This window comes from Bacillus halotolerans (assembly GCF_004006435.1).
Classification (GTDB): Bacteria; Bacillota; Bacilli; order Bacillales; family Bacillaceae; genus Bacillus; species Bacillus halotolerans.
Genome location: NZ_CP029364.1, coordinates 793,761 through 820,020 on the forward strand (window position 1 = coordinate 793,761; position 26,260 = coordinate 820,020).

31 protein-coding genes, 1 pseudogene and 1 riboswitch are annotated in these 26,260 nt (G+C 46.0%); of the genes and pseudogenes, 17 read left to right on the top strand and 15 right to left on the bottom strand.

Going from position 1 to position 26,260, the window contains the following annotated elements; all coding sequences use genetic code 11:
* Window positions 1-16 precede the first annotated feature (16 nt).
* The 6 genes from argC to DIC78_RS04010 form a co-directional block, all read right to left on the bottom strand.
* Window positions 17-1,054 (bottom strand): N-acetyl-gamma-glutamyl-phosphate reductase, encoded by a 1,038-nt coding sequence (argC, locus tag DIC78_RS03985; protein ID WP_106020554.1) that lies wholly within the window; start codon window positions 1,052-1,054, stop codon window positions 17-19.
* Between the two features lie 204 nt (window positions 1,055-1,258).
* Entirely contained in the window at window positions 1,259-1,753 is a 495-nt protein-coding gene (locus DIC78_RS03990; protein ID WP_106020651.1) for an MFS transporter, read from the bottom strand.
* Window positions 1,754-1,797: 44 nt separating this feature from the next.
* Window positions 1,798-3,228 carry an FAD-binding oxidoreductase gene (locus DIC78_RS03995; RefSeq protein WP_106020555.1) on the bottom strand — a complete coding sequence of 477 codons (1,431 nt, stop codon included), beginning with the start codon at window positions 3,226-3,228 and terminating at the stop codon, window positions 1,798-1,800.
* 61 nt (window positions 3,229-3,289) lie between these two features.
* Complete coding sequence (locus tag DIC78_RS04000) at window positions 3,290-3,460, bottom strand: YqaE/Pmp3 family membrane protein (protein ID WP_003224527.1); 171 nt, start codon at window positions 3,458-3,460, stop codon at window positions 3,290-3,292.
* A 63-nt stretch (window positions 3,461-3,523) separates the two neighbouring features.
* Complete coding sequence (locus DIC78_RS04005; RefSeq protein ID WP_003224525.1) at window positions 3,524-3,832, bottom strand: metal-sulfur cluster assembly factor; 309 nt, start codon at window positions 3,830-3,832, stop codon at window positions 3,524-3,526.
* 63 nt (window positions 3,833-3,895) lie between these two features.
* Complete coding sequence (locus DIC78_RS04010; protein WP_024120892.1) at window positions 3,896-4,663, bottom strand: prolyl oligopeptidase family serine peptidase; 768 nt, start codon at window positions 4,661-4,663, stop codon at window positions 3,896-3,898.
* A gap of 119 nt (window positions 4,664-4,782) precedes the next feature.
* Between DIC78_RS04010 and DIC78_RS04015 the strand changes: the two genes are divergently transcribed.
* The 3 genes from DIC78_RS04015 (at window position 4,783) to DIC78_RS04020 (ending at window position 6,050) form a co-directional block, all read left to right on the top strand.
* The gene (locus DIC78_RS04015) at window positions 4,783-5,595 is read left to right on the top strand and encodes a Cof-type HAD-IIB family hydrolase (protein WP_024120891.1); all 813 of its coding nucleotides are present in this window, start codon (window positions 4,783-4,785) and stop codon (window positions 5,593-5,595) included.
* Between the two features lie 104 nt (window positions 5,596-5,699).
* Window positions 5,700-5,852: a hypothetical protein gene (locus DIC78_RS21530; RefSeq protein ID WP_024120890.1), complete on the top strand. Its 153-nt coding sequence runs from the start codon at window positions 5,700-5,702 to the stop codon at window positions 5,850-5,852.
* The gene (locus tag DIC78_RS04020; RefSeq protein ID WP_003224518.1) at window positions 5,853-6,050 is read left to right on the top strand and encodes a DUF3813 domain-containing protein; all 198 of its coding nucleotides are present in this window, start codon (window positions 5,853-5,855) and stop codon (window positions 6,048-6,050) included.
* 31 nt (window positions 6,051-6,081) lie between these two features.
* Here the strand turns inward: DIC78_RS04020 and DIC78_RS04025 are convergent, their stop codons facing one another.
* Both DIC78_RS04025 and DIC78_RS04030 read right to left on the bottom strand, forming a co-directional pair.
* A complete protein-coding gene (locus tag DIC78_RS04025; RefSeq protein ID WP_338021172.1) occupies window positions 6,082-6,537 on the bottom strand; it encodes a BsuPI-related putative proteinase inhibitor in 456 nt (151 codons plus the stop codon).
* An 18-nt stretch (window positions 6,538-6,555) separates the two neighbouring features.
* Window positions 6,556-7,398, bottom strand: a complete 843-nt coding sequence (locus DIC78_RS04030; protein ID WP_024120888.1) for a YitT family protein — start codon at window positions 7,396-7,398, stop codon at window positions 6,556-6,558.
* 138 nt (window positions 7,399-7,536) lie between these two features.
* Between DIC78_RS04030 and DIC78_RS04035 the strand changes: the two genes are divergently transcribed.
* The gene (locus DIC78_RS04035) at window positions 7,537-8,391 is read left to right on the top strand and encodes a DegV family protein (RefSeq protein ID WP_095713640.1); all 855 of its coding nucleotides are present in this window, start codon (window positions 7,537-7,539) and stop codon (window positions 8,389-8,391) included.
* Between the two features lie 42 nt (window positions 8,392-8,433).
* Here DIC78_RS04035 and DIC78_RS04040 read toward each other — a convergent pair whose 3' ends face one another.
* From DIC78_RS04040 to DIC78_RS04055, 4 genes are all read right to left on the bottom strand, one after another.
* On the bottom strand, window positions 8,434-10,056 hold the full coding sequence (locus DIC78_RS04040) for a M4 family metallopeptidase (RefSeq protein ID WP_106020556.1): 1,623 nt from the start codon (window positions 10,054-10,056) through the stop codon (window positions 8,434-8,436).
* Window positions 10,057-10,192: 136 nt separating this feature from the next.
* Window positions 10,193-10,486 carry a DUF3784 domain-containing protein gene (locus DIC78_RS04045; protein ID WP_024120885.1) on the bottom strand — a complete coding sequence of 98 codons (294 nt, stop codon included), beginning with the start codon at window positions 10,484-10,486 and terminating at the stop codon, window positions 10,193-10,195.
* Between the two features lie 19 nt (window positions 10,487-10,505).
* Window positions 10,506-11,093 (bottom strand): HAAS signaling domain-containing protein, encoded by a 588-nt coding sequence (locus DIC78_RS04050; protein ID WP_106020557.1) that lies wholly within the window; start codon window positions 11,091-11,093, stop codon window positions 10,506-10,508.
* Entirely contained in the window at window positions 11,090-11,437 is a 348-nt protein-coding gene (locus DIC78_RS04055) for a PadR family transcriptional regulator (protein WP_010333707.1), read from the bottom strand. The genes DIC78_RS04050 and DIC78_RS04055 overlap by 4 nt, the downstream gene beginning before the upstream one ends.
* A 181-nt stretch (window positions 11,438-11,618) precedes the next feature.
* Between DIC78_RS04055 and DIC78_RS04060 the strand changes: the two genes are divergently transcribed.
* The 3 genes from DIC78_RS04060 to DIC78_RS04070 are packed head-to-tail and all read left to right on the top strand — an operon-like array spanning window position 11,619 to window position 13,656.
* Entirely contained in the window at window positions 11,619-12,155 is a 537-nt protein-coding gene (locus DIC78_RS04060; RefSeq protein ID WP_106020558.1) for an SdpA family antimicrobial peptide system protein, read from the top strand.
* The gene (locus DIC78_RS04065; RefSeq protein WP_106020559.1) at window positions 12,140-13,075 is read left to right on the top strand and encodes a sporulation-delaying protein SdpB family protein; all 936 of its coding nucleotides are present in this window, start codon (window positions 12,140-12,142) and stop codon (window positions 13,073-13,075) included. Before DIC78_RS04060 ends, DIC78_RS04065 begins: the two co-directional genes overlap by 16 nt.
* The gene (locus tag DIC78_RS04070; protein ID WP_024120881.1) at window positions 13,072-13,656 is read left to right on the top strand and encodes a sporulation delaying protein family toxin; all 585 of its coding nucleotides are present in this window, start codon (window positions 13,072-13,074) and stop codon (window positions 13,654-13,656) included. The genes DIC78_RS04065 and DIC78_RS04070 overlap by 4 nt, the downstream gene beginning before the upstream one ends.
* A 53-nt stretch (window positions 13,657-13,709) precedes the next feature.
* Here the strand turns inward: DIC78_RS04070 and DIC78_RS04075 are convergent.
* Window positions 13,710-14,608: pseudogene (locus DIC78_RS04075) on the bottom strand (CvfB family protein).
* Window positions 14,609-14,706: 98 nt separating this feature from the next.
* Between DIC78_RS04075 and DIC78_RS04080 the strand changes: the two are divergent.
* The 7 genes from DIC78_RS04080 to DIC78_RS04110 all read left to right on the top strand — a co-directional run bounded on the left by DIC78_RS04080 (window position 14,707) and on the right by DIC78_RS04110 (window position 21,965).
* Window positions 14,707-15,198: a YajQ family cyclic di-GMP-binding protein gene (locus tag DIC78_RS04080; protein WP_044156433.1), complete on the top strand. Its 492-nt coding sequence runs from the start codon at window positions 14,707-14,709 to the stop codon at window positions 15,196-15,198.
* A 108-nt stretch (window positions 15,199-15,306) separates the two neighbouring features.
* Window positions 15,307-15,425, top strand: a riboswitch (SAM riboswitch).
* Window positions 15,426-15,516: 91 nt separating this feature from the next.
* Entirely contained in the window at window positions 15,517-17,355 is a 1,839-nt protein-coding gene (locus tag DIC78_RS04085) for a bifunctional homocysteine S-methyltransferase/methylenetetrahydrofolate reductase (RefSeq protein ID WP_024120878.1), read from the top strand.
* A gap of 98 nt (window positions 17,356-17,453) precedes the next feature.
* Entirely contained in the window at window positions 17,454-17,903 is a 450-nt protein-coding gene (locus DIC78_RS04090) for a GNAT family N-acetyltransferase (RefSeq protein WP_101860826.1), read from the top strand.
* 4 nt (window positions 17,904-17,907) lie between these two features.
* Entirely contained in the window at window positions 17,908-18,759 is an 852-nt protein-coding gene (locus DIC78_RS04095) for a GNAT family N-acetyltransferase (protein ID WP_127695484.1), read from the top strand.
* 88 nt (window positions 18,760-18,847) lie between these two features.
* Entirely contained in the window at window positions 18,848-20,116 is a 1,269-nt protein-coding gene (locus DIC78_RS04100; RefSeq protein WP_024120875.1) for an MFS transporter, read from the top strand.
* 8 nt (window positions 20,117-20,124) lie between these two features.
* A complete protein-coding gene (locus DIC78_RS04105) occupies window positions 20,125-21,240 on the top strand; it encodes a mandelate racemase/muconate lactonizing enzyme family protein (RefSeq protein ID WP_127695486.1) in 1,116 nt (371 codons plus the stop codon).
* A gap of 95 nt (window positions 21,241-21,335) precedes the next feature.
* The gene (locus DIC78_RS04110) at window positions 21,336-21,965 is read left to right on the top strand and encodes a YitT family protein (protein WP_010333695.1); all 630 of its coding nucleotides are present in this window, start codon (window positions 21,336-21,338) and stop codon (window positions 21,963-21,965) included.
* A 45-nt stretch (window positions 21,966-22,010) separates the two neighbouring features.
* On the opposite strand, the gene DIC78_RS04115 is transcribed toward DIC78_RS04110, so the two are convergent.
* Window positions 22,011-22,769 (bottom strand): phosphosulfolactate synthase, encoded by a 759-nt coding sequence (locus DIC78_RS04115; RefSeq protein WP_095713651.1) that lies wholly within the window; start codon window positions 22,767-22,769, stop codon window positions 22,011-22,013.
* Window positions 22,766-23,449, bottom strand: a complete 684-nt coding sequence (locus DIC78_RS04120; protein WP_127695488.1) for a 2-phosphosulfolactate phosphatase — start codon at window positions 23,447-23,449, stop codon at window positions 22,766-22,768. The genes DIC78_RS04115 and DIC78_RS04120 overlap by 4 nt, the downstream gene beginning before the upstream one ends.
* A gap of 200 nt (window positions 23,450-23,649) precedes the next feature.
* Here DIC78_RS04120 and DIC78_RS04125 point away from each other — a divergent pair, with 200 nt between their 5' ends.
* The 3 genes from DIC78_RS04125 to cysC all read left to right on the top strand — a co-directional run bounded on the left by DIC78_RS04125 (window position 23,650) and on the right by cysC (window position 26,260).
* A complete protein-coding gene (locus tag DIC78_RS04125; protein ID WP_024120870.1) occupies window positions 23,650-24,360 on the top strand; it encodes a phosphoadenylyl-sulfate reductase in 711 nt (236 codons plus the stop codon).
* A gap of 134 nt (window positions 24,361-24,494) precedes the next feature.
* Complete coding sequence (sat, locus tag DIC78_RS04130) at window positions 24,495-25,664, top strand: sulfate adenylyltransferase (protein WP_101860830.1); 1,170 nt, start codon at window positions 24,495-24,497, stop codon at window positions 25,662-25,664.
* On the top strand, window positions 25,661-26,260 hold the full coding sequence (gene cysC, locus DIC78_RS04135; RefSeq protein WP_127695490.1) for an adenylyl-sulfate kinase: 600 nt from the start codon (window positions 25,661-25,663) through the stop codon (window positions 26,258-26,260). The genes sat and cysC overlap by 4 nt, the downstream gene beginning before the upstream one ends.

Genomic DNA, 26,260 nt, shown 5'->3' on the forward strand with positions numbered 1-26,260 from the left:
TCGATTCTCTCCTGTTCTATGGATAAATTGGTGTCATGGTAAGACCTGTCTCTTCGTTCCAGCCATTCATGATATTGAAATTTTGTACTGCCTGCCCAGCGGCACCCTTCATCAGATTATCAATTACCGATACGATCGTGACCCTGTTCGTTCTTTCGTCGAGGGTAACGGATACATCGCAGAAATTGCTGCCGAACACTTCCTTCGTTTGCGGGTAATGACCCTTTGGCCTCACTCTCACAAAATATGAATCTTGGTAAAATTCCGAATATAAATCGTGCAGATCTTCTGCAGATAGGTCAGATGTTAATTGCGTATACATTGTCGCCATGATTCCCCTTGTCATCGGAACCAAGTGAGCAGAAAATGTAATAGCCTTCAACTCTGGCTGCCATTCTTTTAAAGTCTGTTCAATCTCAGGGGTGTGCTGATGTTCATTTACTTTATAAATTTTAAAATTGTCGTTAAGCTCAGAAAAATGGGTTCCCATGGATGCTTTCCTCCCCGCACCGGAAACACCTGTTTTCGCATCAACGATAACGAACGATTCATCAAGCAGCTTTTTTTGAGCCAGAGGCGCGAGGCCTAGCAGTACAGCCGTCGGGAAACACCCCGGATTGGCGATGAGCTTCGCCTGCTGAATGTTCCTTTGATTCAGCTCCGAAAGACCGTAAACTGCCTCTTGAATTGTTTCTTTTGGTGCCGCTGTCCGTTTATACCACTTTTCATATACAGCAGGCTCTTGGATCCTCAGATCACCTGACAGATCAATAACCGAAATTCCCGCCTCTGCAAGCTGCGGAGTCAGTTCACTTGATACTCCCGGGGGCGCAGCAAGAAACATGACATCGATTTCCTGTTTGATTGTATTCATATCAATGGGCTTCAGCCTCTGCTCAGCCAAGCCGGTAAGATGAGGGTAAGCATTACTATAGACATTTCCTTCCCCGCTGGATGAATAAAGTATACATTCTTCTGTATGAGGATGATGTGTAAGAATCCTGACAAGTTCGGCGCCTCCATAACCCGTAGCGCCTACAATTCCTATTTTCAAAACGAATTCACCTTCTTGGTCTTTGTGAAATTATTTAACATTATAACATGAATAAAAATTAATTCAATCGTATATTTAATATTTTTATTCATTTATAAATTTTCTGTTCAATAAAAAAACCGGCTCTTAAAAAGCAGGCAGATACCGCTTCAAGTTGTTGGTACGGCGCCATTTGCAGCTGTATAAAAAAACAGGCTGACCGTGTCAGCCTGTTTTCATCATCATCAATCCGCTCAGAAAATATAGAATAGAGCTTGTATAAAAAATCATTTGCACCGTAAAAAAGTCGGCGAGAAAACCGCCGAGCATAATGGCAGATGCTGAAAAAACAGCGGTCCAAAAATGATAATTCCCAATCTTTTTTCCGCGTTCCCCGGTGTCTGTAAAGTCGGCGATTAATACTTTTTCTCCGTGTTTTTGCATCGCCCCAAAGAGACCTAACAGCACTTGCACGATGTACACTTGAAGAACGCTGTTAACATGCGGGACATACAAAAGCAGAACCGCCATGCCCCATGAGTTCGCAAGCAGATAATAGCGGCTGTCGATCCTTTCAGAAAGCCGGCCGAGGAGCGGGTAAATGAGCGCTCCGCTCAGTCCGAATAATCCGTAGGAAAACCCGAACTGCGTGTAGCTTGAGCCGATATTCTTCACAAACAGAATATAAAACGGAAAGATTAAACTGCTTGCGAAAAACACGCTACTTTGTGAAAGTGTCAGCCATTTTAATTTGTTTTTCCCCATTATTTATACCTCTGATAAAAGTAATTCATAAACCGCTCATCCGGATCATACGTCTTTTTTTTCTGAAAAAACGCTTCGCTTTTCGGATACGCCTGTCTCATTTGCGCTTTTGTCTGATATGTCATATACGGCAGATAATAGCTTCCTCCGTGTTTGAGCGCAACGTCTGTCATGCGCCTGATGATCTTGGCAGCGTCAGCCTGGTCTTCTTTTGAAAAGCCCTCGTTGATTAAAAGCACGAGCGAAAACATATCATCCTTCGCATAAGACAGGTCAGCTTTTTCGTTTTTTTGCACATACCGGATCGTGATATTAAGCAGATTCAGGTCTTCGTGTGACAGCGTTTGTCTCAGGTCATCAATATAGGAAGCGTACTCCTTCACCGGCACAAAGTATTCCTGCAGCACGTCTGTATTTTCATTATTTTCGTATTCGAGAAATTTTGATTCTGACCGCATGACGTTATTGCGTGAGATCTTTGTTCCATTTTGGCTTAGAAAATAGGATTGCTGGGTATTCCACAGCCAGTTTCTGCCCCACCCGTACCTTCTTGACAGGCCGAGCGCGAATTTCGTCACCTGTGTATGCTCATCCTCTTTGAGATCGCTGTAAGATGTCAGCTGATCCTGCTCGTCTGATAATACGTAATTTGTGACATACATGTCTTTCAGAAATCCCTTTTCTGCTGTTGAGATGCGAGCGAGGTGCATACGGACACCGGGATTGCCTTTGACATGCTTTGTAAAATAGTCAGCGTATGTACTGTAGTTCATTTTTTCCGTCTGCATGACGTACAGCTCGTCATCCGTTAATTCAAGCTCAGCATCGAGAATCACGCCAAAAAGACCGTACCCGCCGATGACTGCTGAAAATAAGTCATCTTTTGGAGTGACAGTGACAATTGTGCCGTCGGCTTTTAAAAGACGGAATGATTTGACTGTATCAATCAGCGATCCATAGCGGATATCACGCCCGTGGGCATTGGCGCTGAGAGATCCTCCGATTGTAAAAATATTTTGTGACTGCATGACTTTTACCGCAAGCCCGTATGGATTTACGTATTTCTGTATGTCATTCCACGTCGCCCCGCTTTGGACCCTGATGGTTTTTTTCTCTTTATCGAAAGCGAGGATTTTGTTGTAGCCTGTCATGTCCAGAACGATGCCGTCCTCGTAATATGTATGGCCGCCCATCGAATGCTGGGTTCCGGCTATTGAGATTTTTATGTTTTTTCGATTGGCCTCTTTGACTGTGTCAATGAGGTTATTTTCTTCCTGCCCTTTCACCGTCTGCTTAATTTTCACCGGCATCAAGCGGCTGACATCGGTCATCTCGCTGGAGCCGCTTTTTTGCTCTGAGTGAACAGAGTACGCAAACAGGGCCGCATACGCACCGGTGCACAGCGCGAATGCAAGCAATTTCTTTTTCATGGCGCTCTCCCTGCTGTTTTTTATGGCCATTATACCATGTTTGCGTCCTCTTTTTTCCAGATTATCGTCTTGCCCGTTTTTCAGCGCGGCGGTCAGCCACGATAAAACAAGCGTGAATGGCGCCCGGCAGCCAAAAGATGCATGTCAATATGAGATTGAGCAGGGCCTGAAACGGCTTTCCCGTAAACAAAACAGCAAGCGGCGGACATAGAACGGCAAGCAGGTACATCATTTTGCTTCACTCCTTTTCAGCTGTAAAAAGGACAGCCTCACAGTAAGGCTGTCCTCTTTTGTTTTATTGTATGCCAAGCGCGATTTTTGCATATCTTGACATTTTGTCCCGAGTCCACGGCGGATTCCACACAATGTGAACTTCCGTCTCTTTCACTTCCGGAATGTCCGCAAGCGCTTTTTTCACTTCATCCACAATTATCGGTGCTAAAGGGCATCCCATTGACGTCAGTGTCATTGTGACGTGCGTTAAGCCGTCTTCATCCATATCAACATCGTATACTAACCCGAGGTTTACGATATCAACGCCAAGCTCAGGGTCGACAACCTGTTCCAGGGCGCCCATAATGTTTTCTTTTAATGCTTCTTCCACGTTCCCTCACTCCTTTTTTCTACAGTATAACGTAAATCCGGCCTGTGTTTACACCTTTGTGCTTTATAAATGCGTTTCAAACCATTCAACGGTTTTTAACACAGCGGCCCGCGGCACTTTGTGATCGGCTCTTTCATCCGCAATGAACTGGAGATGTTCCGGCTGCTCGCTGTAATAAGATTTAATCGTGTCATAAAATTTCCGGGTCGGCGCGTAAGGCACGACTTGATCTTTAACACCATGCCAAAATAAAAGCGGGCGCTGGCGAAGTTTCTCCGGCTGAAGGCTGAGATCCAGCACTTTAAGGCGCTCCATGAGCTCCCGCACCCTTTCCTCCGGCACATCGATATCGATGCCCTGAGATTTGATGTGGTCGATCTGCTGCTGAAACAGCTCGACATAATTCGGGCTTCCCATCAGGCTGACGCCGGCTTGTACCCAGTCATAAACCGTTAAGGCGCCAAGCGTTGTAATGCCGCCCATTGATGTACCCGCAAGCCCGATACGGCCGCCTTCTATCAGGCCTTCCTTCTCAAAATGGTTCTTGAGTACTTCAAGCTCTTCAATCTCGTTTAGCACGATGTCCCAGAAATGGCCGGCCAGCTTTTCAACAGCCATTTGCTCTCCCCGTTCACCATGGTGCAGAGCCTCCGGCAGAACGGCTCTAAAGCCCTTCTCCGCAAGCAGATAAGCAATATGAAGGTTGTGTTCCTTTGCGCTTGCAAAGCCATGTATAAAGAAAACAAGAGGAACAGCACGGTGCCGGTTCTCTTCTTTTACAATATGTAAAAACGGAATGCCGGAAACGGTCTGATTTTCAATTTGAATCACAATGTCCCCTCCTTAGGATAACCATAATCATAAGTGTAACATGTAGACAATAAAGATGGTAAAAAGCTACACTGTCATTAAGGCAACTCGCGTAAAATCTTAGGTTAAAGGAGCTTTTCATGGAGACAAAACCCTATGTAATCGCATTAGATTTAGATGGAACATTATTAAAGGACGATAAAACAATATCAGAAAACACCCTTCAAACGATACAGCGCCTAAAAAATGATGGACATTACGTCTGCATCTCCACCGGCCGGCCGTACCGTTCAAGTTCCATGTACTATGAGCAGATGAATCTGACAACGCCGATCGTCAATTTCAATGGAGCGTTTGTCCACCATCCGCAAGATGACAGCTGGGGACGGTATCATACCTCACTGCCGCTTCAAGTTGTCAAACAGCTTGTGGATATCAGTGAGACCTACAACGTACATAATATACTTGCTGAAGTCATCGATGATGTGTACTTCCATTATCATGATGAGCATCTGATTGATGCCTTTAACATGAACACAACAAATGTCACCGTCGGCGATTTGCGCGAAAATCTCGGTGAGGATGTCACCTCAGTGCTCATCCATGCGAAAGAGGAAGATGTTTCTTCCATACGCGCTTATTTAACAGATGTGCACGCCGAGGTGATCGATCACAGAAGATGGGCAGCCCCGTGGCATGTGATTGAGATTATTAAAAGCGGCATGAACAAAGCGATTGGCTTGCAGAAAATCAGCGATTACTACGGCGTGCCGCGAGAACGGATCATCGCTTTTGGCGATGAAGATAACGACCTAGAAATGCTCGAATTTGCAGGATGCGGCGTCGCCATGGGAAATGGAATTGACGCAGTCAAGCAGATCGCTGACAAAACGACGGGTTCCAATGAAGAAGATGGGGTCGCCCAATTTTTGAAAGAATATTTCTCAATATAAAGAGCGGAGTGTTTTAATTTTTCCCACTTATAAACCTTTACCCGCCCCAGCATACTATGGGAGACGACTCATCTCGTCAAAGTATGGAAGGGGGCAGTCTCACAATGGGTAAACGAAGCAAATCCAAAAGGTTTATTCAGCAGGGTAAAGACTCCATCGGGCAACACGCCGCAAGATTTCCATATCGGTCTACTTTAGAAGAAGCTCACCAGCATGCCGCGGCACGAGACTCGGCTGAAAGGCAGTATGAATATTAAATGAGAAACGAACTGTTTCAGCAGGCGAAATCATTTGTTCAACAGGCTGTCATGGTGACAAACGGCTTTGAGGAAGGCGATCAGGAGCAAGCGATTCTGAGGGCCAAAAATGCTGTGTCTTCTGCGTATGCCAATTCGACAGATGCGGAACGTCAACAGCTTCATCAATTTCAAGATCAACTGGATAAATTGCAATAAAAAAAAGGCTATGGCGATTCGCCATAGCCTCTTATTTGACTTCAAATTGCTGAACCGACTGAACCTGCTTGAGATTTTCCGCTTTGCCCTTAAATGTTACCTTCACCTCGTAAGTTCCCGGCTCCGGTACTTCCTTCCACTCATCAGTGAAATCATAGGTTTCTCCCGGTTCAAGCGTCAGGTTTTGAAAAGCCTGTGTAAACATTTTGTCTTTCGAATAACGGTATCTTTCTTTGTGTTCTGAATCGTACACGACAAGTTCAAATTTTTGTCCCGTGCTGAATTGAAACTCCACACTGCGTTCGCTTTGGTTCTTCAGTGACATGTTAAACTTGATTTGTTCAGGCTCCTGAATTGCGTCAACAGATAAAACAACCTCTTGATTCTCCATTCCGCCTGATACCTCCTTATCGGGTTCTGTCCGCTCATTTTTCCCGCAGCCCATTAAAAGCACCACAGGCAAGAGCATCACAAGCAGCCGTTTCACGACTTCCACCTGCTTTCGTCAGTCTTTTCTAAAGAAACCAAAAATCCCGGTCGTTTGGACAATGTTTGTAAATGCTTTCGGGTCCACTTCTTTTACAATTTTTTCTAAATCGTACAATTCATACCTCGTGATGACGATAATCATCATTTCTTTCTGCTCGTTTGTAAAAGCTCCTTTGGCTGGGACAGTCGTTATGCCCCGCACCATTTTTCCATAAATGGCTTCTTTGATTTCGTCCGCTTTTTTCGTCACAATCATTGCTGTCAGCTTCATGTGCCGGGTATGAATCGCGTCGATCACCCTCGTTGTCACATACAAAGTAACAAGGGTATATAAAGCTTTCTCCCAACCTTGCAATAATCCTGCCGTCAGAATGATAATCCCGTTCAGAATAAAGAAATACGTGCCGACGGGTTTATCCTTCCACTTGGCCAGCACCATAGCGACGATATCAAGGCCGCCTGTCGAAGCGCCGTACTTTAATGTTAAACCGATTCCGACCGCGGAAATCACGCCGCCGAATACCGCGTTCAGCAGGATGTCATGAGACAGTCTCATTTCCGGCAGGATTCCCATAAACAATGTGGTCAGTGCGACACTCAAAATGCTGTACACCGTAAACGATCTGCCGACCTTCAGCCATCCTAAAATACCGACCGGAATATTTAAGAGGAACAAGAGCGTTCCCGTCGATATGTAGAAAGGGGCATATTGGTCAACGACGCTTGATAAAAGCTGGGCGACACCCGTGAATCCGCTGGCATATACATCTGCCGGAATCAGAAATAAGTTCAGCCCGGCCGCATTAAGTAAGGCCCCGATGATGACGATGAGTAATTTTTTTGTTTGATCTAGTACCATGGCATGTTCCTCCGCTCATTCTTCTTTATTATGTTTTCCCTTAAAACAAATATTTGAACACGATTTTGACAAATTAATATGATATAGTTGGCTTAAATCACATGATGACGAGCGATAAACGGAAAGAAGGGAAGCAAAATGACAGTTCATCTCATCGCTGACAGCGCCGCTGATCTGCCTCGTTCTTATTTTGAGGAAAACGGCATTGGCTTTATCCCGCTTAGGGTTTCTCTCGGCGACAAAGAATATGAAGATGCAGTCACGATTCATTCGGAACAAATATTTGAAGCGATGCAAAATGGGGAAGCGCCAAAGACGTCCCAAGCCTCACCGCAAACAATTAAAAATGTATTTTTGCAATATGCCAAAACAGGAGAGCCCGCACTTTACATCGCTTTTTCCTCAGGACTCTCCGGCACCTATCAGACAGCCGTCATGATCGCCAATGAAGTGAAGGAAGAATTCCCCGATTTTGATTTGCGGGTGATTGATTCCAAATGCGCTTCATTAGGCTGCGGTCTGGCCGTCCGGCATGCACGCGAACTCTGTATCAACGGAAATACAATACAAGAAATTGAAACGTCTGTAAAGAGCTTTTGCGCACAGCTTGAGCACATTTTTACAGTCGATGATTTAACGTACCTCGCCCGGGGCGGCCGAATTTCAAAAACGTCCGCTTTTGTCGGCGGTCTGCTTAATATTAAACCGCTTCTTCATATGGAGGACGGCAAGCTTGTGCCTCTTGAAAAAATCCGCGGACAGAAAAAGCTGTTCAAACGGATTATTGAATTAATGAAAGAGCGAGGAGACAATTGGAGCGATCAAACCGTCGGGATCAGCTATGCCGCTAACGAAGGAACAGCCAATGAAATGAAACACTTGATCGAAGACGCGTTCAAGCCGAAAGACATCATCATGCACTCCATCGGCTCTGCTGTCGGATCCCATTCCGGGCCGGGCACACTGGCCATATTTTTTCTGGGTAGATCATAATAAAACAGCCAGGCTAAAAAAGCCCTGGCTGTTTTTTCATTTTTATTGAATTCCGACTGCGTCATATGCCTTTTCGACAGAAGCTGATTGCTTTGAGTCTTCACCGTATAAATCATTGGCAGCTTCGATAGCCGCTTGCTTCATCATGCTGAAGTCTGAAGAAGGCGTTACGTAATATGTCAAAGCCCGGTAATAAATTTGCTCACAAGCTTCACGCCCGATCCCCTCAACCCGCACATCATGGTGCACGCCGCCTTCTGCGAGAAGATATGCCGCTTTATTGTGGATCGACGAATTAATATGCACCCCGCCGTAATCCTCTGTGCCCGTATAACGGTTTGAATAATGATCCGGATTCCCCTGCTTGGAAGGGTCCTCTAATGAACGTAAAGCATCCCCGCGTACATCCGGCGTATATACATCCTCGCCGATTTCCCAGTCATCCCGGTCTGTCATCGCCGCCATAATATCAGAAATGGATTCGTTTAACGCGCCGGGTTCTCCCTGATATAAAAGGCCGGCGGAATACTGGGTGACCGCGTGTGTCATTTCATGCGCCACAATGTCGAGCGATCCGGACAGCGGCTTAAACCTAGCGCCGTCACCATCCCCGTACACCATCTGCACACCGTTCCACGCCGCATTGTTCCACTGTGTTCCCACATGTACGGTAGACGTAATTCTCGCGCCGTTTTGATCAAAAGAATGGCGGCCGAACGTGCGGCTGTAATAGTCGTAAACGGTTTGTGCGTTTGCATGGGCATCTACAGCCGCCGGGTCATGAAATACGGACGTGCCGCTGACCACTTCACTGCCTGTATACCCGATCAATTGAGACAAAAGGGTAAACAAGGTTTCGTTCAGGTTCTTTGCGTCAAAAGTATTTATCCCTTTTCCCCTTGTTTCGTCAGCCAAATAATAACGCCCATTCTGTTCAGTTACTTCAAAGCTTTTTTCTTCGCCTGATACGCCGATCCCTGTACCGGCTGCTTCATGAATGGCATTAAAAGAATCGATGACCTTTCCGCTTTTGGCATGAATGAAATAATGCCAATAACCAGGCTCAGGTTCAGACGTCGAAAGTCTTACAAGGTAGGCAAGATCATATGCGCCTTCGTGCGGATAAATATATAATTCGGCTTTCGGTTCTCCGTCAACATACTCGATTTTTCCAATGGAGGCCTCAAGCGCACGGCGCGCTGTATGTATGGCTTTTTTCTTAGATACAGACGGTGTGACAGATATGTCATTTATTTGCGGGTGCACCTTCCCGAAGAAACTTTTCACTTGTTTGTTTTCCTTCATCGCGACCGCCTGTCCAAAGCCGTAAACAGGAATCCCTTTATACACTTCCTCTAATTTAAAAAATGTTTGTTTTGTCTTTGAATCCTTTATTGTTTTTGAAATGCGAAAATGTCTGTTCGCGTTTCCTTTGAGCTTAAAATGGGTTTGTTGCTTGTCCAGATATGAAAATAGCGCTTCTTTCTGCGTTAGGTTTTGAGCTGGCTGCCATGATGGCTGTGATTTTTCGATGATGTATGAAGGGGTTTGATACGTATGGTCGTATTTGATGCTTTGATCTGCTGAGGCATTTGATGCAAAAACACATTGAGCCGCCGTGCATAAGCCGGCCATAAACAGAGATGTTTTGAACAGTGTACGCAAAACACCACATCCTTCCTGTTTTGGAATCTATTTTTTCGTTCATCCTAACAAAAAAACCGAAACTTGTATGTGGTGCTTCGTTCCTATTTTCAGGAAAAAGAAAGAAGGACAGAGGTTTCGCTCCGTCCTTCAGCTCCTATTCTACCAGTTTTTTATTCACGTAAATAATAACCCCTGCGCCATATGCCAAAATAAGCGGCGGAATCAGCTGCTCCTGGCCTTGAAATGAGATAAAGCTGTTCAGCAGAATGAACAAACCGGAATTCAAGAAAAAGTAGCCTGCTATTCTGGCCAGCCGATCCTTATCCCGGATACGTGCCTCATTAAACCCCGCCAGCATCCACGTCTGTTTTTTGATCCCGACAAAATAGGCTACCACAAAGAATAAAAGCGAAATGACAATTAATAGATAATTGATGCTGATCTCCATATTACAGCCTCCTACAACATTACTTGACGTTTAAATAAAGAAAAAAAGCGGCACAGCTAACCACAATCAGCAGAAGGACGACGAATGCATTGATAAGCGGCTGCACAAGAAGCAGAACAGCCAAAAACAGCAGATAGCCCGCACCGACCCTAGAAATCGTGACAATCTCATGTTGAGAGCGCATTTTGTTTTTTCTTACACCCGCAAACATCATTAACTTCTTCCGCTTCCACACATAGCCTGCGAGCACCGCCAAATAAAGAGCCAATGGCACATATCTGTATGAGGGCGGCAGCAGCGGCAGGAGTATGATTACAGCAATGAGAAAAACTGAAAGTCCGCTTTTTCCTAACACAGAACCCCTCCGTTTCTGTTCCTCCCCTTCGCCCATCATCGCTTCGGCAAGCTCTTTCGGATGAGAAAACTCATTTTCAACAGCTTCCCGCAGATCCTCTACACCATGGCCGGCATTCAATCTGTCTTGTACAAAAGCGGTTAAATGGCCCTTCAGTTCGGCTAGCGTGTTTTCTCTCTCTACTTCAGGCATATTCGCCAGCTCAGCGTTTAGTTCCTCCGTATAGCGGTCAATGATGTGCTGTGCATTCATAGCAAATCCCCCGATAAAGACAATAAAGCTTGATGGGTTTCCAGGTACTTCTCCAGCCGTTCTTTTAACATCTCTTCTCCTTTTTGCGTCATTTTGTAGTACTTCCTTTTCGGGCCGTCCAAAGAATCTTGCCAAAAAAATTCGACCCAGTCCTTCTCCGTCATCCGTTTCAAAATGGGATAAATCGCACCCTCTGAAATAGCCAGTGCCGGGGTTGTTTTTAAGGACGATGTCAGCTCATAACCATACATCGGTTTTGAGCGCAGAAGGGATAAAATAGCCAGCTCGAAAATCCCTTTGCGAAATTGAACAATCCAGCGGTCGTTAATTTGATTCGTTTTCATGGTTTAAATATATCGAAAAAATCACTATATATCAATGACATATAGTTATGAAAAATGTCCTATTTTTCCCATTAACAAAAATGGAATTTCTCATACTTTTTAACCTTTTTATTACAAAAATGTTTTTATATTATGAAAAGTAAGAAAAGTGAATTTCTTCAGTTTGAAAAGGAGCAGTCGAATGCAGAAATCGATATCATTTTTTATCATTTTTTCAGTCCTCTGGGGGTCTTTATTTCTGTTTTCAATCATTGGCAGCTTAGGGACAACCCCGATTCCGCTGACAAAGGACTCCAAATTTCTCATGTCCAGCGTCATTCCTCAAGGCTGGGGCTTTTTCAGCAAAAACCCCCGTGATACCTCCATCGGCTTATATGAAGATGGAGATGCCAGCGCCAAGGTCAGGTGGCCTAATATGAGGGCTGATAATCTATTCGGCCTGTATCGTTATGGGCGATCGCAGGGCGTAGAAATGGGCGTGATCTACAGCCAAGTCGGCAAGGAACAGTGGACAGAATGTAAAGAAACGGACCTGAGTGCCTGCAAAAGCAAAGCCAAAACCGTTCAGCTGCAAACACCGGCGCCCCGCCCGCTGCTTTGCGGCAGCTATTATTTGACGAAAGAGGACATCGTTCCATGGAGCTATTCTAAATACACCGCTTCGTCTTATCAGGTAAAAAGCATAGTCAAGGTTGTGATCTCATGCTCGAAAACATAAAACAGACCATCACCGGATGGGACCAAAAAAACCCGTGGACAAATGTATACGGACTCGCGCGAAGCATTATTGCTTTATCCAGCCTGCTGACGCTGCTTGTCAATCATCCGAGCCTCATTATGAAGCCAGCCAGCGGAATCAGCAGTTACCCTGCTTGTAAAATGAATCTCAGTCTCTTTTGCCTCGGCGAAAATAACTATATGATGTTAAATCTGTTCAGGTGGGTCTGTATTGCCATTCTGGTGCTTGTTGTGATCGGGTGGCGCCCCAGAATCACCGGGATTCTCCATTGGTATGTCAGTTACAGCCTGCAGTCGTCGTTAATTGTCATCGACGGAGGCGAGCAGGCAGCCGCGGTTATCACATTTTTGCTGATTCCTATCACGCTGACTGACCCGAGAAAATGGCATTGGAGCGGAAGGCCTGATGACCCAGAGGGCCAAAGAACAATTGGTAAAATCACAGCTTTTATTTCTTATTTTGTCATCAGACTTCAAGTAGCGGTACTTTACTTCCACTCTACTGTCGCTAAGCTGTCTCAGCAGGAATGGGTGGACGGAACGGCCGTCTATTATTTCGCCCAGGAAAAAACCATCGGCTTCAACGGCTTTTTTCAGGCTTTAACGAAGCCGTTTGTATCAAGTCCGTTTGTGGTGATTCCGACATGGGGGACGCTTCTCGTTCAGATTGTCATCTTTGCGGCACTGTTCGCGCCGAAGAAGCATTGGAGATTGATTTTAATCATCGCTGTTTTTATGCACGAGATATTCGCGGTTATGCTGGGTTTAATCAGCTTTTCACTCATCATGGCCGGCATTTTGATATTGTATCTCACTCCAATTGATTCCACGTTTCAATTTACATATATACGCAGACTGAAGTGGAATAAAAAAGAAAAGAAGGGAGAGGTTTCAGTTTGAAGAAGGCGTTTCTTGTATTTTTGTCGGTTGTATTGGTGACGACAGTGTTTTTGGTGAAGCAGCAGGAAAGTGTAGCACAGGCGAAGCAGCTTGAGTATTCAGGTGAAGAGATTTTTAAAGGGTTTGTGTTTGCTCAGGGTGAAGTGGGCAAAAAGCTTCCAGAGGTATTTAATAAAGCCATGACTGACAAGCTCAACACAAAACAGGCAAAGGCTTTTGCCAATCAGGTTGTTGCTGATATCAAAAAAGAGGATGCTGACTTTTTTGACAATCTGAAGAAAGCTGTTTACAGCAAAGATGCAATGAAGGTGGATGAACTGCTGAAAAAAGCAGGTCAAATCGTTGAAGAAAAAGTAGAAGCTGCAAAGGACATCGCCGCTTCCAAGGATGATACGTCCAGAGTTCAAGCCGAGCTCGTCAACACGGTCGATACCGCTAACTATTTCTATTATGTTTCTTATGTTGCCGCAGCCGGTGCGCTGATTCTTGTCATTCTTGCCATTGATATTACGCCGATCGCGATTTCAGACAATGTGGATCGCGAAATGGCAATCAGAACGCTGGTTGATGAATTAAATTAGAATTAAAAAAGGCTCGCTCCGCAGTTCTGCTGCAGGCGAGTCTTTTTCATGCATTATTTTTTCTCGTATGTCCAGCCGTCTTCCTGATACACTTTTCCGTTTTTCATTAAGTGGCCAAGCGCCCGTTTAAAGGCAGCCTTGCTCATGTTAAAACGTTCTTTGATATCATCGGGCTGGCTTTTGTCGCTGTACGGCATGGCGCCGTTTCTCGTTCTTAAATACGTTAGAATATACTCGGCATCAACAGACAGCGCATCCTGCTTTCTCGGAAGAAGCGACATATTCACTGAGCCGTCTTCCTTCACTTGAATCACACGTCCTGTCACTCTTGAGCCGAGTCTAGGCTCTTCTTTTCTTTCTGATGAATGAATAAAACCGCGGATTCCGTCATCCGTAATGATGAACGATCCTGAAGCGATCAGCCTGTACACCGTTCCGGTCAGCTCTTTATTCATCAGATCGTCTGAAGCGTCCGTAAACAGCTCGCTGATGATATCCTCCGGTGCGGGTTTGGCAAACATGCGCCCCCGATTTGTCACCTTCAGCATACAGTAGAGCTTATCCCCTTTTTGCGGCCAGACATCTTCATACGGCGGCAGATGCTCTGTTGCGACAAGCGCGTCTTTCGAAAGGCCGACATCGACGAATACGCCCATATCCTCTACCGTGTCCACCACTTCTACCCAACCGTACTCATCAGCGCTGATGACCGGAATTTTCATCGTTGCTGCAAGCCGTTCCTGCTGGTCAACGTATATAAAGACCTCTACCTCATCTCTGTCTTCTATATCCTCTGTCACTTCACTGTTATGTAAGAGAATCGTATCTTCTCCATCGGTTAAAAAGTAACCGAAGTCCGTTTCGTGATCTATACTCAAGGTTAATTGCTGCCCTGGTCTCATGCTATCGTCCTTCCTCTTCCCGCTTATTTCACTGCGGATCTTGTTAACATTTTTTCCAATCATCACAAATTGATTCTTTGTTCTGTTGGAAGTTTCTCTTTATTCTACTATAATCAACACATAAGTTAAATGTTATGGAGGTTTTCATATGGCAAAAGAAAGTTCATTTGATATTGTATCCAAGGTGGAACTCCCTGAAGTGCAAAACGCGATTCAAATCGCACTGAAGGAAATCAGCACACGCTATGACTTCAAAGGGAGCAAAAGCGACATTTCATTAGATAAAGAAGAGCTTGTTCTTGTTTCCGATGACGAATTTAAATTAAGCCAGCTCAAGGATGTGCTTGTCAGCAAATTGATTAAGCGCAGCGTGCCGACAAAAAATATTGATTACGCCAAAATTGAGAATGCGTCCGGCGGCACCGTGCGCCAGCGTGCAAAGCTCGTTCAAGGGATTGACAAAGACAACGCCAAAAAAATCAATACCATCATCAAAAACTCCGGACTGAAAGTGAAATCTCAGGTACAGGATGATCAAGTACGTGTCACCGGAAAAAACAAGGATGATCTTCAGCAGGTTATCGCAGCAGTTCGAGGTGCTGATCTGCCAATTGACGTTCAATTTATAAATTTCAGATAAATTTTTCTGATTCCTATTGATTATTGTCTTTATTTTCGGTAAATTTGGAGAAAGGGAAAATGCCAGGCATCTCTTGGCAGCTCCTGAACATGTAAAATTTCATATCCGTTCTTATCAAGAGAAGCAGAGGGACTGGCCCGACGAAGCTTCAGCAACCGGTGTAATGGCGCATTTGCCATGACCAAGGTGCTAAATCCAGCAAGCTCGAACAGCTTGGAAGATAAGAAGAGACAATATCACTGACAAAGTCTTCTTCTTAAGAGGACTTTTTTTATTTCTCTTTTTTTCCTTGCTGAATGTGAATAAAGGAGGCAGACAATGGGACTTTTAGAAGATTTAAAGAAACAGGTGTTAATCGGTGACGGCGCAATGGGCACGCTGCTTTACTCCTTCGGAATAGACAGGTGCTTTGAGGAGCTCAATCTTTCAAAACCTGAGGAAATTCAGCGTATACATAAAGCCTATGTCGAAGCGGGAGCAAACATCATTCAGACCAATACGTACGGAGCGAACTATATTAAATTATCGAGACACGGCCTTGAAGATGACATCAAAAAAATGAATCAGGAGGCAGTAAAAATCGCGCGGGCTTCCGCCGGCGATGCGTATGTGCTCGGGACGATGGGCGGCATCCGCACGTTTAACAAAAATGCGTACAGCCTTGACGAAATCAAACGAAGCTTTCGCGAACAGCTGTATTTACTGCTGCATGAAGAGCCAGACGGTTTGCTGTTAGAAACGTATTATGATTTGGAAGAAGCCCGTGAAGTGCTGAAAATCGCCCGAAAAGAAACCGATCTTCCGATTATGCTGAATGTATCCATGCATGAGCAAGGCGTACTTCAGGATGGAACGCCGCTTTCTGATGCGCTGCGCTCGGTTGCGGATCTCGGTGCCGATATCGTCGGCATTAACTGCCGGCTCGGCCCTTACCACATGATTGAAGCGCTCAGTGAAGTGCCGATTTTTGATGACGTGTTTTTATCTGTCTACCCGAACAGCAGCCTCCCCTCACTCGAAGAAGGCCGGCTTGTATATGAAACTGACGACAAGTATTTTCAAAACAGCGCAGCTGAGTTCCGCAAGCAAGGCGCGCGGATTATCGGCGGCTGCTGCGGCACCACGCCAAACCACATCCGGGCTATGGCAGAGGCTGTGGGCGGACTCGCCCCTGTTACGGAAAAGCATGTAAAGGTTCGGGCAAAGGAATTGGTGACCGTTCAGCACGAACGGACAGAGCCGGGATTAAATGAAATCGCTGCGGAAAAGCGCTCAATTATTGTTGAGCTGGACCCGCCGAAGAAATTGAGCTTTGACAAATTTCTGTCCGCCGCTGCCGAATTAAAAGAAGCGGGAATCGATGCCCTGACGCTCGCCGATAACTCACTGGCAACCCCGCGGATCAGCAATGTTGCCTGCGGCGCCCTTGTCAAGCAGCAGCTCGATATGCGGTCTCTTGTCCATATTACATGCCGGGACCGAAACATTATCGGACTCCAGTCACATTTAATGGGACTGGACACATTAGGGCTGCATGATGTGCTGGCGATTACCGGCGATCCTTCTAAAATCGGTGATTTCCCGGGTGCAACGTCTGTCTATGATTTAACATCCTTTGATTTAATCAGGCTGATTAAACAGTTCAATGAAGGGCTGTCTCTGTCCGGAAAACCGCTCGGAAAGAAAACCAATTTCTCAGTGGCCGCTGCTTTTAATCCAAACGTCCGCCATCTCGATAAAGCCGTAAAACGGCTGGAGAAAAAAATAGACTGCGGCGCTGATTATTTTATCTCACAGCCCGTCTATTCGGAGCAGCAGCTTGTCGATATTCATAATGAAACAAAGCATTTGAAGACTCCGATTTATATCGGCGTTATGCCGCTGACAAGCAGCCGGAACGCTGAGTTTATCCATAACGAAATTCCGGGCATCAAGCTGTCCGATTCCATCCGCGAAAAAATGGCGCGCGCCGGCGAAGATAAAGAGAAACAAAAGGCGGAAGGCCTTGCGATTGCACGCTCCCTGCTGGATACTGCCTGCGAGCTGTTTAACGGCATCTATTTAATCACGCCTTTTCTCAGATCTGACTTGACGTCGGAACTTACTTCTTACATTAAGCAAAAAGATGAACAGCGTCAGAATATTTATTTGCATTAACATCGCTTTCTAAGACTGTCCGAACCAATTGGGCAGTCTTTTTCAAACCCGATTCGTGTTACGATATAGAAAATAAATCACATAGGAGGAGGAACATCATGCTTGAAGTGAAAACCATACCCGCAGAGGATACATATGAAATCAGGAACCGCATTTTGCGTCCCCATCAATCAATTGAACAATGCAAATATGAACAGGATCAAGCAGAAGGCTCTTTCCATCTCGGCGCTTTTTTTGAAGGAACGCTGATCAGCATCGCTTCCTTTTCTCCCGAAAATCAGCCGCTATTGACTGATTCACCCGCATATCGGCTTAGAGGCATGGCAACGCTCGAAGAATACCGTGATCAAAAAGCCGGAAGCACACTGATCACATACGCGGAGCAGAAGCTGGCCGATATGGGCGTGCAGGCGGTCTGGTGCAACGCAAGATACCATGTGAAAGGCTATTACGAAAAGCTTGGCTGGAAAGAACTTGGCGAGCCGTTTGAGATTTCCGGCATTGGCACCCATATTGTGATGTACAAAAAAACAGGAACAAGCAGGTGATGACATGCATTCAGCAATTGAGCTGATTCAGCTTACTGAAAAACATGTGCCCGGCCTATTGCATCTGTGCCGGCAAGCCGGGTGGCCGGATTACGGCGAACGAGAGCTGCAGTTGCTTGTAAAACATGGACGCTTCTTCGGGTATCAAAACAGCCAAGGAGACATCATCTCCTGCATCGGTTTGTTTTTGTATGGCCGACTTGCTTCTATCGGACTCGTTATCGTCGACAACGAGTACAAACGGCGAGGTCTGGGGCGGCGTATGGTGAACGCGTGTATCAGCCAAGTCGATGAAAACACCGCCATCATGCTTTGCGCCACGAAGGAAGGTTTGCCGATTTATGAAAAAGCCGGATTTCAAACAGCGGGTTCAATCCGCAAATACAGCTGTCAAAGCTTCAAGCCGCTTACAAAGCAGCATGACATTGAACTGACATCTTTTACAGAAAAGGATTTTCCGGAATTAATCGCGGCTGATCAAGCCGCCTTTGGCGGGGACAGAGCAGCACTTCTGCATCATTTGATCTCTCAGTCAGCGGAATGTGTAATTGCCAGAAATAATGAAGGCACATTCATTGGCTATGGCTTATCTGTCCAAACACCGGCCAATCTGAAATTAGGCCCGCTTATCGCACCGTCACCGGGTCTCGCTGCTGTATTGGTCAACAGGCTGGCCGCAGGAAAACAAGGACCCATCCGAATCGACGTGCCTGGGGAAAGCCCGTTGCTGCATGACAGCCTGGAAGCAATGGGATTTCACTTAGACGATGAGCCCCCGCTTATGATGTACCAAAAAAAGATGCTGCCTGCACGAAACAGACAATTATTCGCTGTCATCTCACAGGCGCTCGGTTAACCTTTTTTACCCGAACAGGAAGATTCTGTTCGGTTTTTTTAATGCCTTCAGGGACACTCTAAGCAGAAGAAAAGGAGTGTGCTTTGAGATGGAAACATCAAAACAAAATAACGGAATGACGATTGTAGCTATCGGTTCAATCCCTTTAATATTAACCCTTGGAAACTCTATGCTTATTCCTATACTGCCAAAAATGAAATCTGAACTTCATTTATCCCAATTTCAAGTCAGTCTCGTGATCACGGTGTTTTCCCTGATTGCGGCGTTTGCGATTCCGATTGTCGGCTATCTCGCAGACCGGTTTTCACGGAAAATCATCATTATTCCCTGCTTATTTTTGTATGGAGCAGGCGGATTGCTGGCCGGGTTTGCGGCAGGTTTTTTTGACAATGCTTATCCGTGGGTCATGGCTGGCCGGGCTCTTCAGGGTATCGGAGCAGCCGGAACGGGACCGATTGCGATGGCGCTGTCAGCGGACCTATTTAAAGGCGCGCAGGAAAGCAGAGTGCTCGGCCTTGTTGAAGCGTCAAACGGAATGGGGAAAGTTCTATCGCCGATTATTGGTTCACTTATCGCCCTGATCGTTTGGTATGGCGCATTTTTTGCCTTTCCTGTGTTTTGTATCATTTCAATCGTGCTGACTTGGATTTTTATTAAAGAAAAGGAAAAAGATAAAGAACCGCCTCCTATCGGAAAATATGCAAAAGGGCTGTTAAGTGTATTTAAGCATGAAGGCAGATGGCTGTTTACCGCTTATTTAGCCGGGGCTACCTGCTTGTTTACCTTATTCGGCATTTTGTTTTACCTATCAGACGTACTGGAAAAAACATACGATACAGACGGCGTCAAAAAAGGGCTGATTTTGGCGATTCCCCTTTTGGTCATGTGTGTGACATCTTATACGACGGGCAGCAAAATCGGACAAAAGCAATCGTTAATGAAAAAACTGATCGTCATCGGTTTAGCGTTTATGACTGTGTCTTACGCGGCACTGTCATTCATTGAAAATCTCGTCCTGTTTATCAGCGTTCTCGTGCTGAGCAGTATCGGTTCAGGCCTTGTCCTTCCTTGTATTAACAGCTTTATCACAGGCGCTGTCGGCAAAGAACGACGGGGTTTTGTGACATCGCTGTACGGATCAGTGCGTTTTCTGGGGGTGGCGATCGGGCCTCCTATTTTCGGGCGCTTGATGCAGTGGTCAAGACCCGGCATGTTCTTAAGCATTGCGGGCTTGACACTGGTTGTCGGTATTCTTGTGCTTACGCTGATTCATGTCAAACAAAATAAAGACGAGACGAATGAAAAAGAAGAGCCTGCAATGAATGGCAATCGGCTTCAGCCGGCTGAGGAAAGGTAGCGTCCGGTTTGAAAATCGAACGGATCGAGACCTTTCCGCTCTTGCACCGATTAGAGAAACCTTACGGAGATGCAAACGGATTTAAACAATACCGGACATGCTATCTGATCAGAATTATCACAGAAAGCGGCATTGACGGCTGGGGAGAGTGCGCGGATTGGCTCCCGGCCCTGCATGTCGGTTTCACAAAACGAATCATTCCCTATCTCTTAGGTAAACAGGCAGGCAGCCGCCTGCCTTTAGTGCGCACAATCAAAAAATGGCATCAGCGGGCGGCATCGGCTGTAAGCATGGCACTGACGGAGATTGCGGCAAAAACAGCAGGTTGTTCCGTATGCGACATGTGGGGCGGGCGGTACAGAGAAGAACTCCCTGTATATGCCTCTTTCCAATCATATTCAGACCATCCGCAATGGATCAGCAGCTCGCTTACGAATGTTGAAGTTCAATTGAAACAGGGCTTCAATCAAATCAAAGTCAAAATTGGCGGGACAACCTTTGAGGAAGATGTGCGGCATATCACTGCCCTGCAAACCACGGCCGGCAGCTCTGTTTCTATTATTCTGGACGCAAACCAAAGCTACGATACAGCAGCAGCTTTAAAGTGGGAGCGTCTTTTTTCGAAATGGGCCAATATTAGCTGGCTGGAAGAGCCTCTGCCTTTTGACCAGCCGCAGGATTACACTTTGCTGCGGAGCCGTTTATCCGTTCCTGTCGCCGGCGGAGAAAATATGAAAGGCGCGGCACAATTTGCGCCTCTCCTCTCACAGCGCTGCCTGGATATTATTCAGCCTGATGTCATGCATGTCAATGGAATCGATGAGTTTCGCGACTGCCTCCAGCTCGCGCGTTATTTCGGTGTGAGAGCGTCTGCCCATGCCTATGACGGTGCTCTTTCCCGGCTTTATGCTTTATTTGCGCAGGCCTGTCTGCCTCCGTGGTCAAAAATGGAGAACGACCAAATTGAACCGATTGAGTGGGACGTAATGGAGAATCCTTTTACAGAACTGATCAGCCTTCAGCCTTCAAAAGGTATCGTGCACCTCCCGAAAGGAACAGGGATCGGCAAAGAGATCAATATGGAGATCATCAATCGGTATATGTGGGATGGTTCAGCGTTTTAAGCTGTACCATCCCTTTATTTATAGACATAAATCATGGACAGCCTCATAAAATGGTAACAGCGGACAAGTCTTTTCATAAAGGAGCAAATGACTTAATGGCTGAACTGCTGATGAAAGCAAAACTCACGTTTATGATTGTCACAGGCGGTGTATTACAGGGACTCGGCATGTCCTTATTTTTATTTCCGCATGATATTCCGACAGGCGGGGCGGCAGGTATTGCGGTCTTATTGCACCATTTGTTTCACATTCCCCACGGCTTCTCGGTATGGGCTGTGAATGTGTCGATGCTTTTCACTGCTTTAAAATGGCTGGAGATGAGAACATTCACCGGAACTCTCGCCTCGATTACCGTCACCTCTGTATCGGTATTGATCTTCGATGTCATTTTTCCGGACATCACCTCAAACCTGTGGCTTGATTTGGCAAGCGGCGCTGTTTTATTAGGACTCGGCATCGGACTTTTATACAAATATAAAATTTCTAACGGAGGGTTTGGAGCCCTTGCTCTTATGATCTCAATTTACCGGGGCGGAAACCCGGGAACCATCTTGCTCATTATGAATTGCATCATTTTTATGATTACCGCATCAATTATTGCCTGGGGCATTGTGATTCAAGCTCTGATTTGCCAAGTGATATCAACAAGAGTCATCGACTTCATCTATAACATCCGCCTGACCTCTCTTCCCATACTTACGCCTATGTACCGTCATAAAAAATAATAGGCAAGAGGCTCTCCCGATACAGAGAGCCCTGCAGCCGCTGTTTTACAAATAAAAGGTATCGGATCTTAACCCCAAGCGCAAAGTCTCCAGAGCAATCGCATCATGAAATGAGATATTCGCCAGATTGACATTCGGCCCGATCCTTTGAATAAAACCTTGCTGGAGCGTTTTGTTCGGTGCTTCAAATATCATTCGGCTGATATCAATATCCGACAAAATGATATCATCAACGATTTGAAACCGGACATCTCCGCTGCTGGAACAGATCCCCCCTGTCCCGCTTTCCCTTGCTTCCGTAATCACTTTCTCTGCGCCTGCCTCCATATCTTCGAGAATATACTCAAGCCATTCCTCAGAGCACTGGCAGCTTGATACTTCCTCATCCTTGCTGCCCACCTCGCTGAGAACAAGAAATTCATCAGAAAAATCAGCAATATAAGCCGCTTTTTCTTTATTCGTCATCGGGAGAGTGCCGTTTGAAATCTCAATATATTCGCACCCGAAGTAGGTGCAGTACCGATGAAATTCGTTGACTTTATTCTGGCTTACATATTTCTCAAACAGCGTGCCGCCGAAGAAAAACTTCACGTCATGCTCTTTCAGGGAGCTGATTTTTTCTTCAAGGTCTTTCGTAAGTAATGAAGTGCCCCAGCCGAACTTCACAAAATCTATATAGTCGGATGCCGCGCCTATCACATCTTTGAAAAACTGTAAGGGGTAGCCGTTGTCGATTAAAATGGTCTGTCCGTTTTCCCTCGGTTTACTTGTTCTCATTGGCAATTCTAGTGAAAAATCATTCATATCATGACCCTCTCAATCGTTGGAACTTCTCTTTCTTGTTTTACTTTCATCACGAAATCGCCCATTATTTCTTTTGTACAGTACGCAATATCTTCCGGTTCAAATAACGGCTGGCTCCTGTCAAAAAACTTCTCCGCAACGGATGAGTTTTTGATTCTTTCAATCACTTCGGCCGCCGCACCATTCGTCCCTTCTATGATGCCTTTGATATATTCCGCACACGCCATATCATCATCACCTGACGGATGGGAAGCCACAATGTTCAGCACACAATCTTTTGCAGCGAGCTTATTCACATATTCCGCTGTTGTTCTGGCATTAGAAAATCCGGTCACAAAAAGATGCTTGGCCTTCAGCGCTCCTAACGCCGCTGTGACGCCGTTTGTCGTTTTCTGGATCAGCCGCTTATCCGCCATATCCTGCTCTGCCATACGTTTTGGAGAATTATCCAAATCAAATCCTTTGATTCCGACCCCCTTTTCCTCTCCTGTTAATACATAATCCGGATAGGTTTCTTTCAACTTGAAAGCTTCTTCAGTTGTCCGGACCAAGAGAATTTCTTTCGCCCCGCCGATAAAAGCAAAATGGGCCACGGTAAAGGCTCGAATGACGTCAATAACGATATTGATATCTGCCGGGACAAGTGAATGATGATGCCCCTGATAAATGGTAATCGGCATAATACCTCTCCTTGGGCATAAAACCATTTTGCTAAAAAGCATATTCAGCTGGTCTCTTATTGGTTCCGCCGCGCCTCCGTCTCCTCATTTTAGGCGGCCGCACACCTAAAAACCCTGAACCTTTATCTCAAAAGTGAATAGTCTGCCTATAACTCGATCAATAGATAAAAAACAGACAGATGCAAAACGGGGGGAAAATATTGAACGAACACATCACCTTTGACACATGGAACGAAACGCTGGCAAAAGAGATGACGGACCAATTGATCGATGAGCTCGATGTATTGAAATGGGCTTACAGGACATACGGGGATAAGATCGTGTATGCATGCAGCTTTGGCGCTGAAGGGATGGTGCTTCTCGACTTAATTTCAAAGATCAACAAACATGCGCACATCATCTTTTTAGATACAGGGCTCCATTTTCAGGAAACATATGAGCTGATCGAAGCCGTCAAACAAAAATACCCGGCATTTACGATCCAGCTGCTTGAACCCGAGCTGAACTTAAAAGAACAAGCGGCGCAATACGGCGATGAATTATGGAAACACAACCCGAATCTCTGCTGTCAATTACGGAAAATTGCACCTCTGCAAAAACACTTATCTGGCATGACAGCTTGGATATCAGGTCTGCGCCGGGAGCAATCGCCGACGAGAAAGCATATTCAATTCATCAATCAGGATCAGAAATTTAAGCTTATTAAAATCTGTCCGCTCATTCACTGGACATGGGATGATGTTTGGACGTACATCCGGCTCCACAATTTGCCTTACAACAAACTGCACGATCAAAATTACCCGAGCATAGGCTGTGAAATGTGCACATTGCCTTCTTCAAACCCAAATGATGAGAGAGCGGGAAGATGGGCCGGACGCGAGAAAACTGAATGCGGTCTGCACCAGGAATGAAAGACCGTATGTCGTGAGAATGGAAGCGCCGGCAGGTTTCAATCTACATTTTCTATTGATGAGAAAGCCCGTCCAGCGAAGAAATGGCAGACTATTAAAAAACAATGTAAAACGCAAAGATGGAGGTTAAGCACGTGAATGCAATCGAGCCCCATGGAGGGGTGTTAATCAACCGCTTCGATCCCGCATGCACTTTTGATGGCTGCACTTGCGAAGCTGAGCTTGATCAGCTGGCACTGAGCGACCTCGAGCTTATCGCGATCGGCGGCTACAGCCCGTTAACAGGTTTTTTGGGAGAAAAAGATTATCATTCCGTTGTGAAAGAGATGAGGCTGGCGAACGGTTTGCCGTGGAGCCTGCCTATTACGCTGCCTGTCAGCGAAGAAACAGCCAAACAGCTGTCTGTCGGAAATCACGTGAAGCTTGTGAAACACGGCGTGACGTACGGCATGATGACAGTGACCGATATCTATCAGCCAGATAAAACACAGGAGGCGCTGTCTGTTTATAAAACAAACGATCCCGCCCACCCCGGAGTAAAAAAACTGCTGGAGCGTCCGGACTTTTATATTGGAGGGCCTATCCTTGTCAGCCGCCTTCCCGATAAGTCCTTCGAACAGTTTTATGCAGCGCCGGCACAAACGAGAACGGCCTTTGAAAAGCTCGGCTGGAAAACAATTGTCGGCTTTCAGACGCGGAATCCCGTTCACAGAGCCCATGAATATATTCAAAAAACAGCGTTGGAAACCGTCGACGGTCTGCTGCTTCATCCGCTAGTAGGAGAAACGAAATCAGATGATATTCCGAGTGATATCAGAATGGAAAGCTACCAAGTACTGCTTGACCAGTATTATCCAAAGGATCGGGTGATGTTATCGGTGTTCCCTGCCGCCATGCGGTATGCCGGACCGCGTGAAGCGATTTTCCATGCGCTCGTCCGCAAAAATTACGGCTGCACCCATTTTATCGTCGGACGCGATCATGCAGGTGTCGGCAGCTATTACGGAACGTACGACGCACAGACCATTTTCAAATCATTCACTGAAGAAGAGCTGGGCATCAAGCCGCTGTTTTTTGAGCATAGCTTTTACTGCCGGAAATGCGGAAATATGGGCACCTCCAAAACGTGTCCGCACAGCGCGAGAGATCACATCCATTTATCAGGCACCAAAGTGAGGGAGCTTCTCCGCCAGGGCAAAAAGCCGCCGAAAGAATTCAGCCGGCCCGAAGTTGCAAGCGTGCTGATAAAAGGGCTCCATCAGCAGCCTGTTGCCATTCAGAGAAACAGCGGGGGATCAGAATGACACACAACCCGAATATCGTTTGGCATCCAGCGGTGATCCAAAAATCTGACAGACAGAGCTTAAACGGACATAAAAGCTGCGCCCTTTGGTTTACCGGTCTGTCCGGCTCAGGAAAATCAGTGCTCGCCAATGCCGTAGATGAAAAGCTCTATCACATGGGAATTCGGAGTTATGTCCTTGACGGCGATAATATCCGCCACGGATTGAATCGAGATCTCGGCTTTCGGACTGAGGACAGAATCGAAAACATCCGCCGGATCGGGGAAGTCGCGAAGCTGTTTGTCGATAGCGGCCAAATGACCTTAACAGCCTTTATTTCTCCGTTCAGAGAGGATCGGGATATGGTCAGAGCGCTGTTTCCCGATGGAGAATTTCTCGAAATTTATGTGAAGTGCCCGCTCCAGATTTGCGAACAGCGGGATCCGAAAGGCCTTTATAAAAAAGCGCGCAACGGAGACATTAAACATTTCACGGGGATTGATTCTCCCTATGAAGCGCCTCTTTCTCCCGATTTGATCATTGAATCTGACCAAACGTCCATTGCGGATGGAGCTGATTTGATCATCAAAAAATTGCAGCACAAAGGCATCATTTAA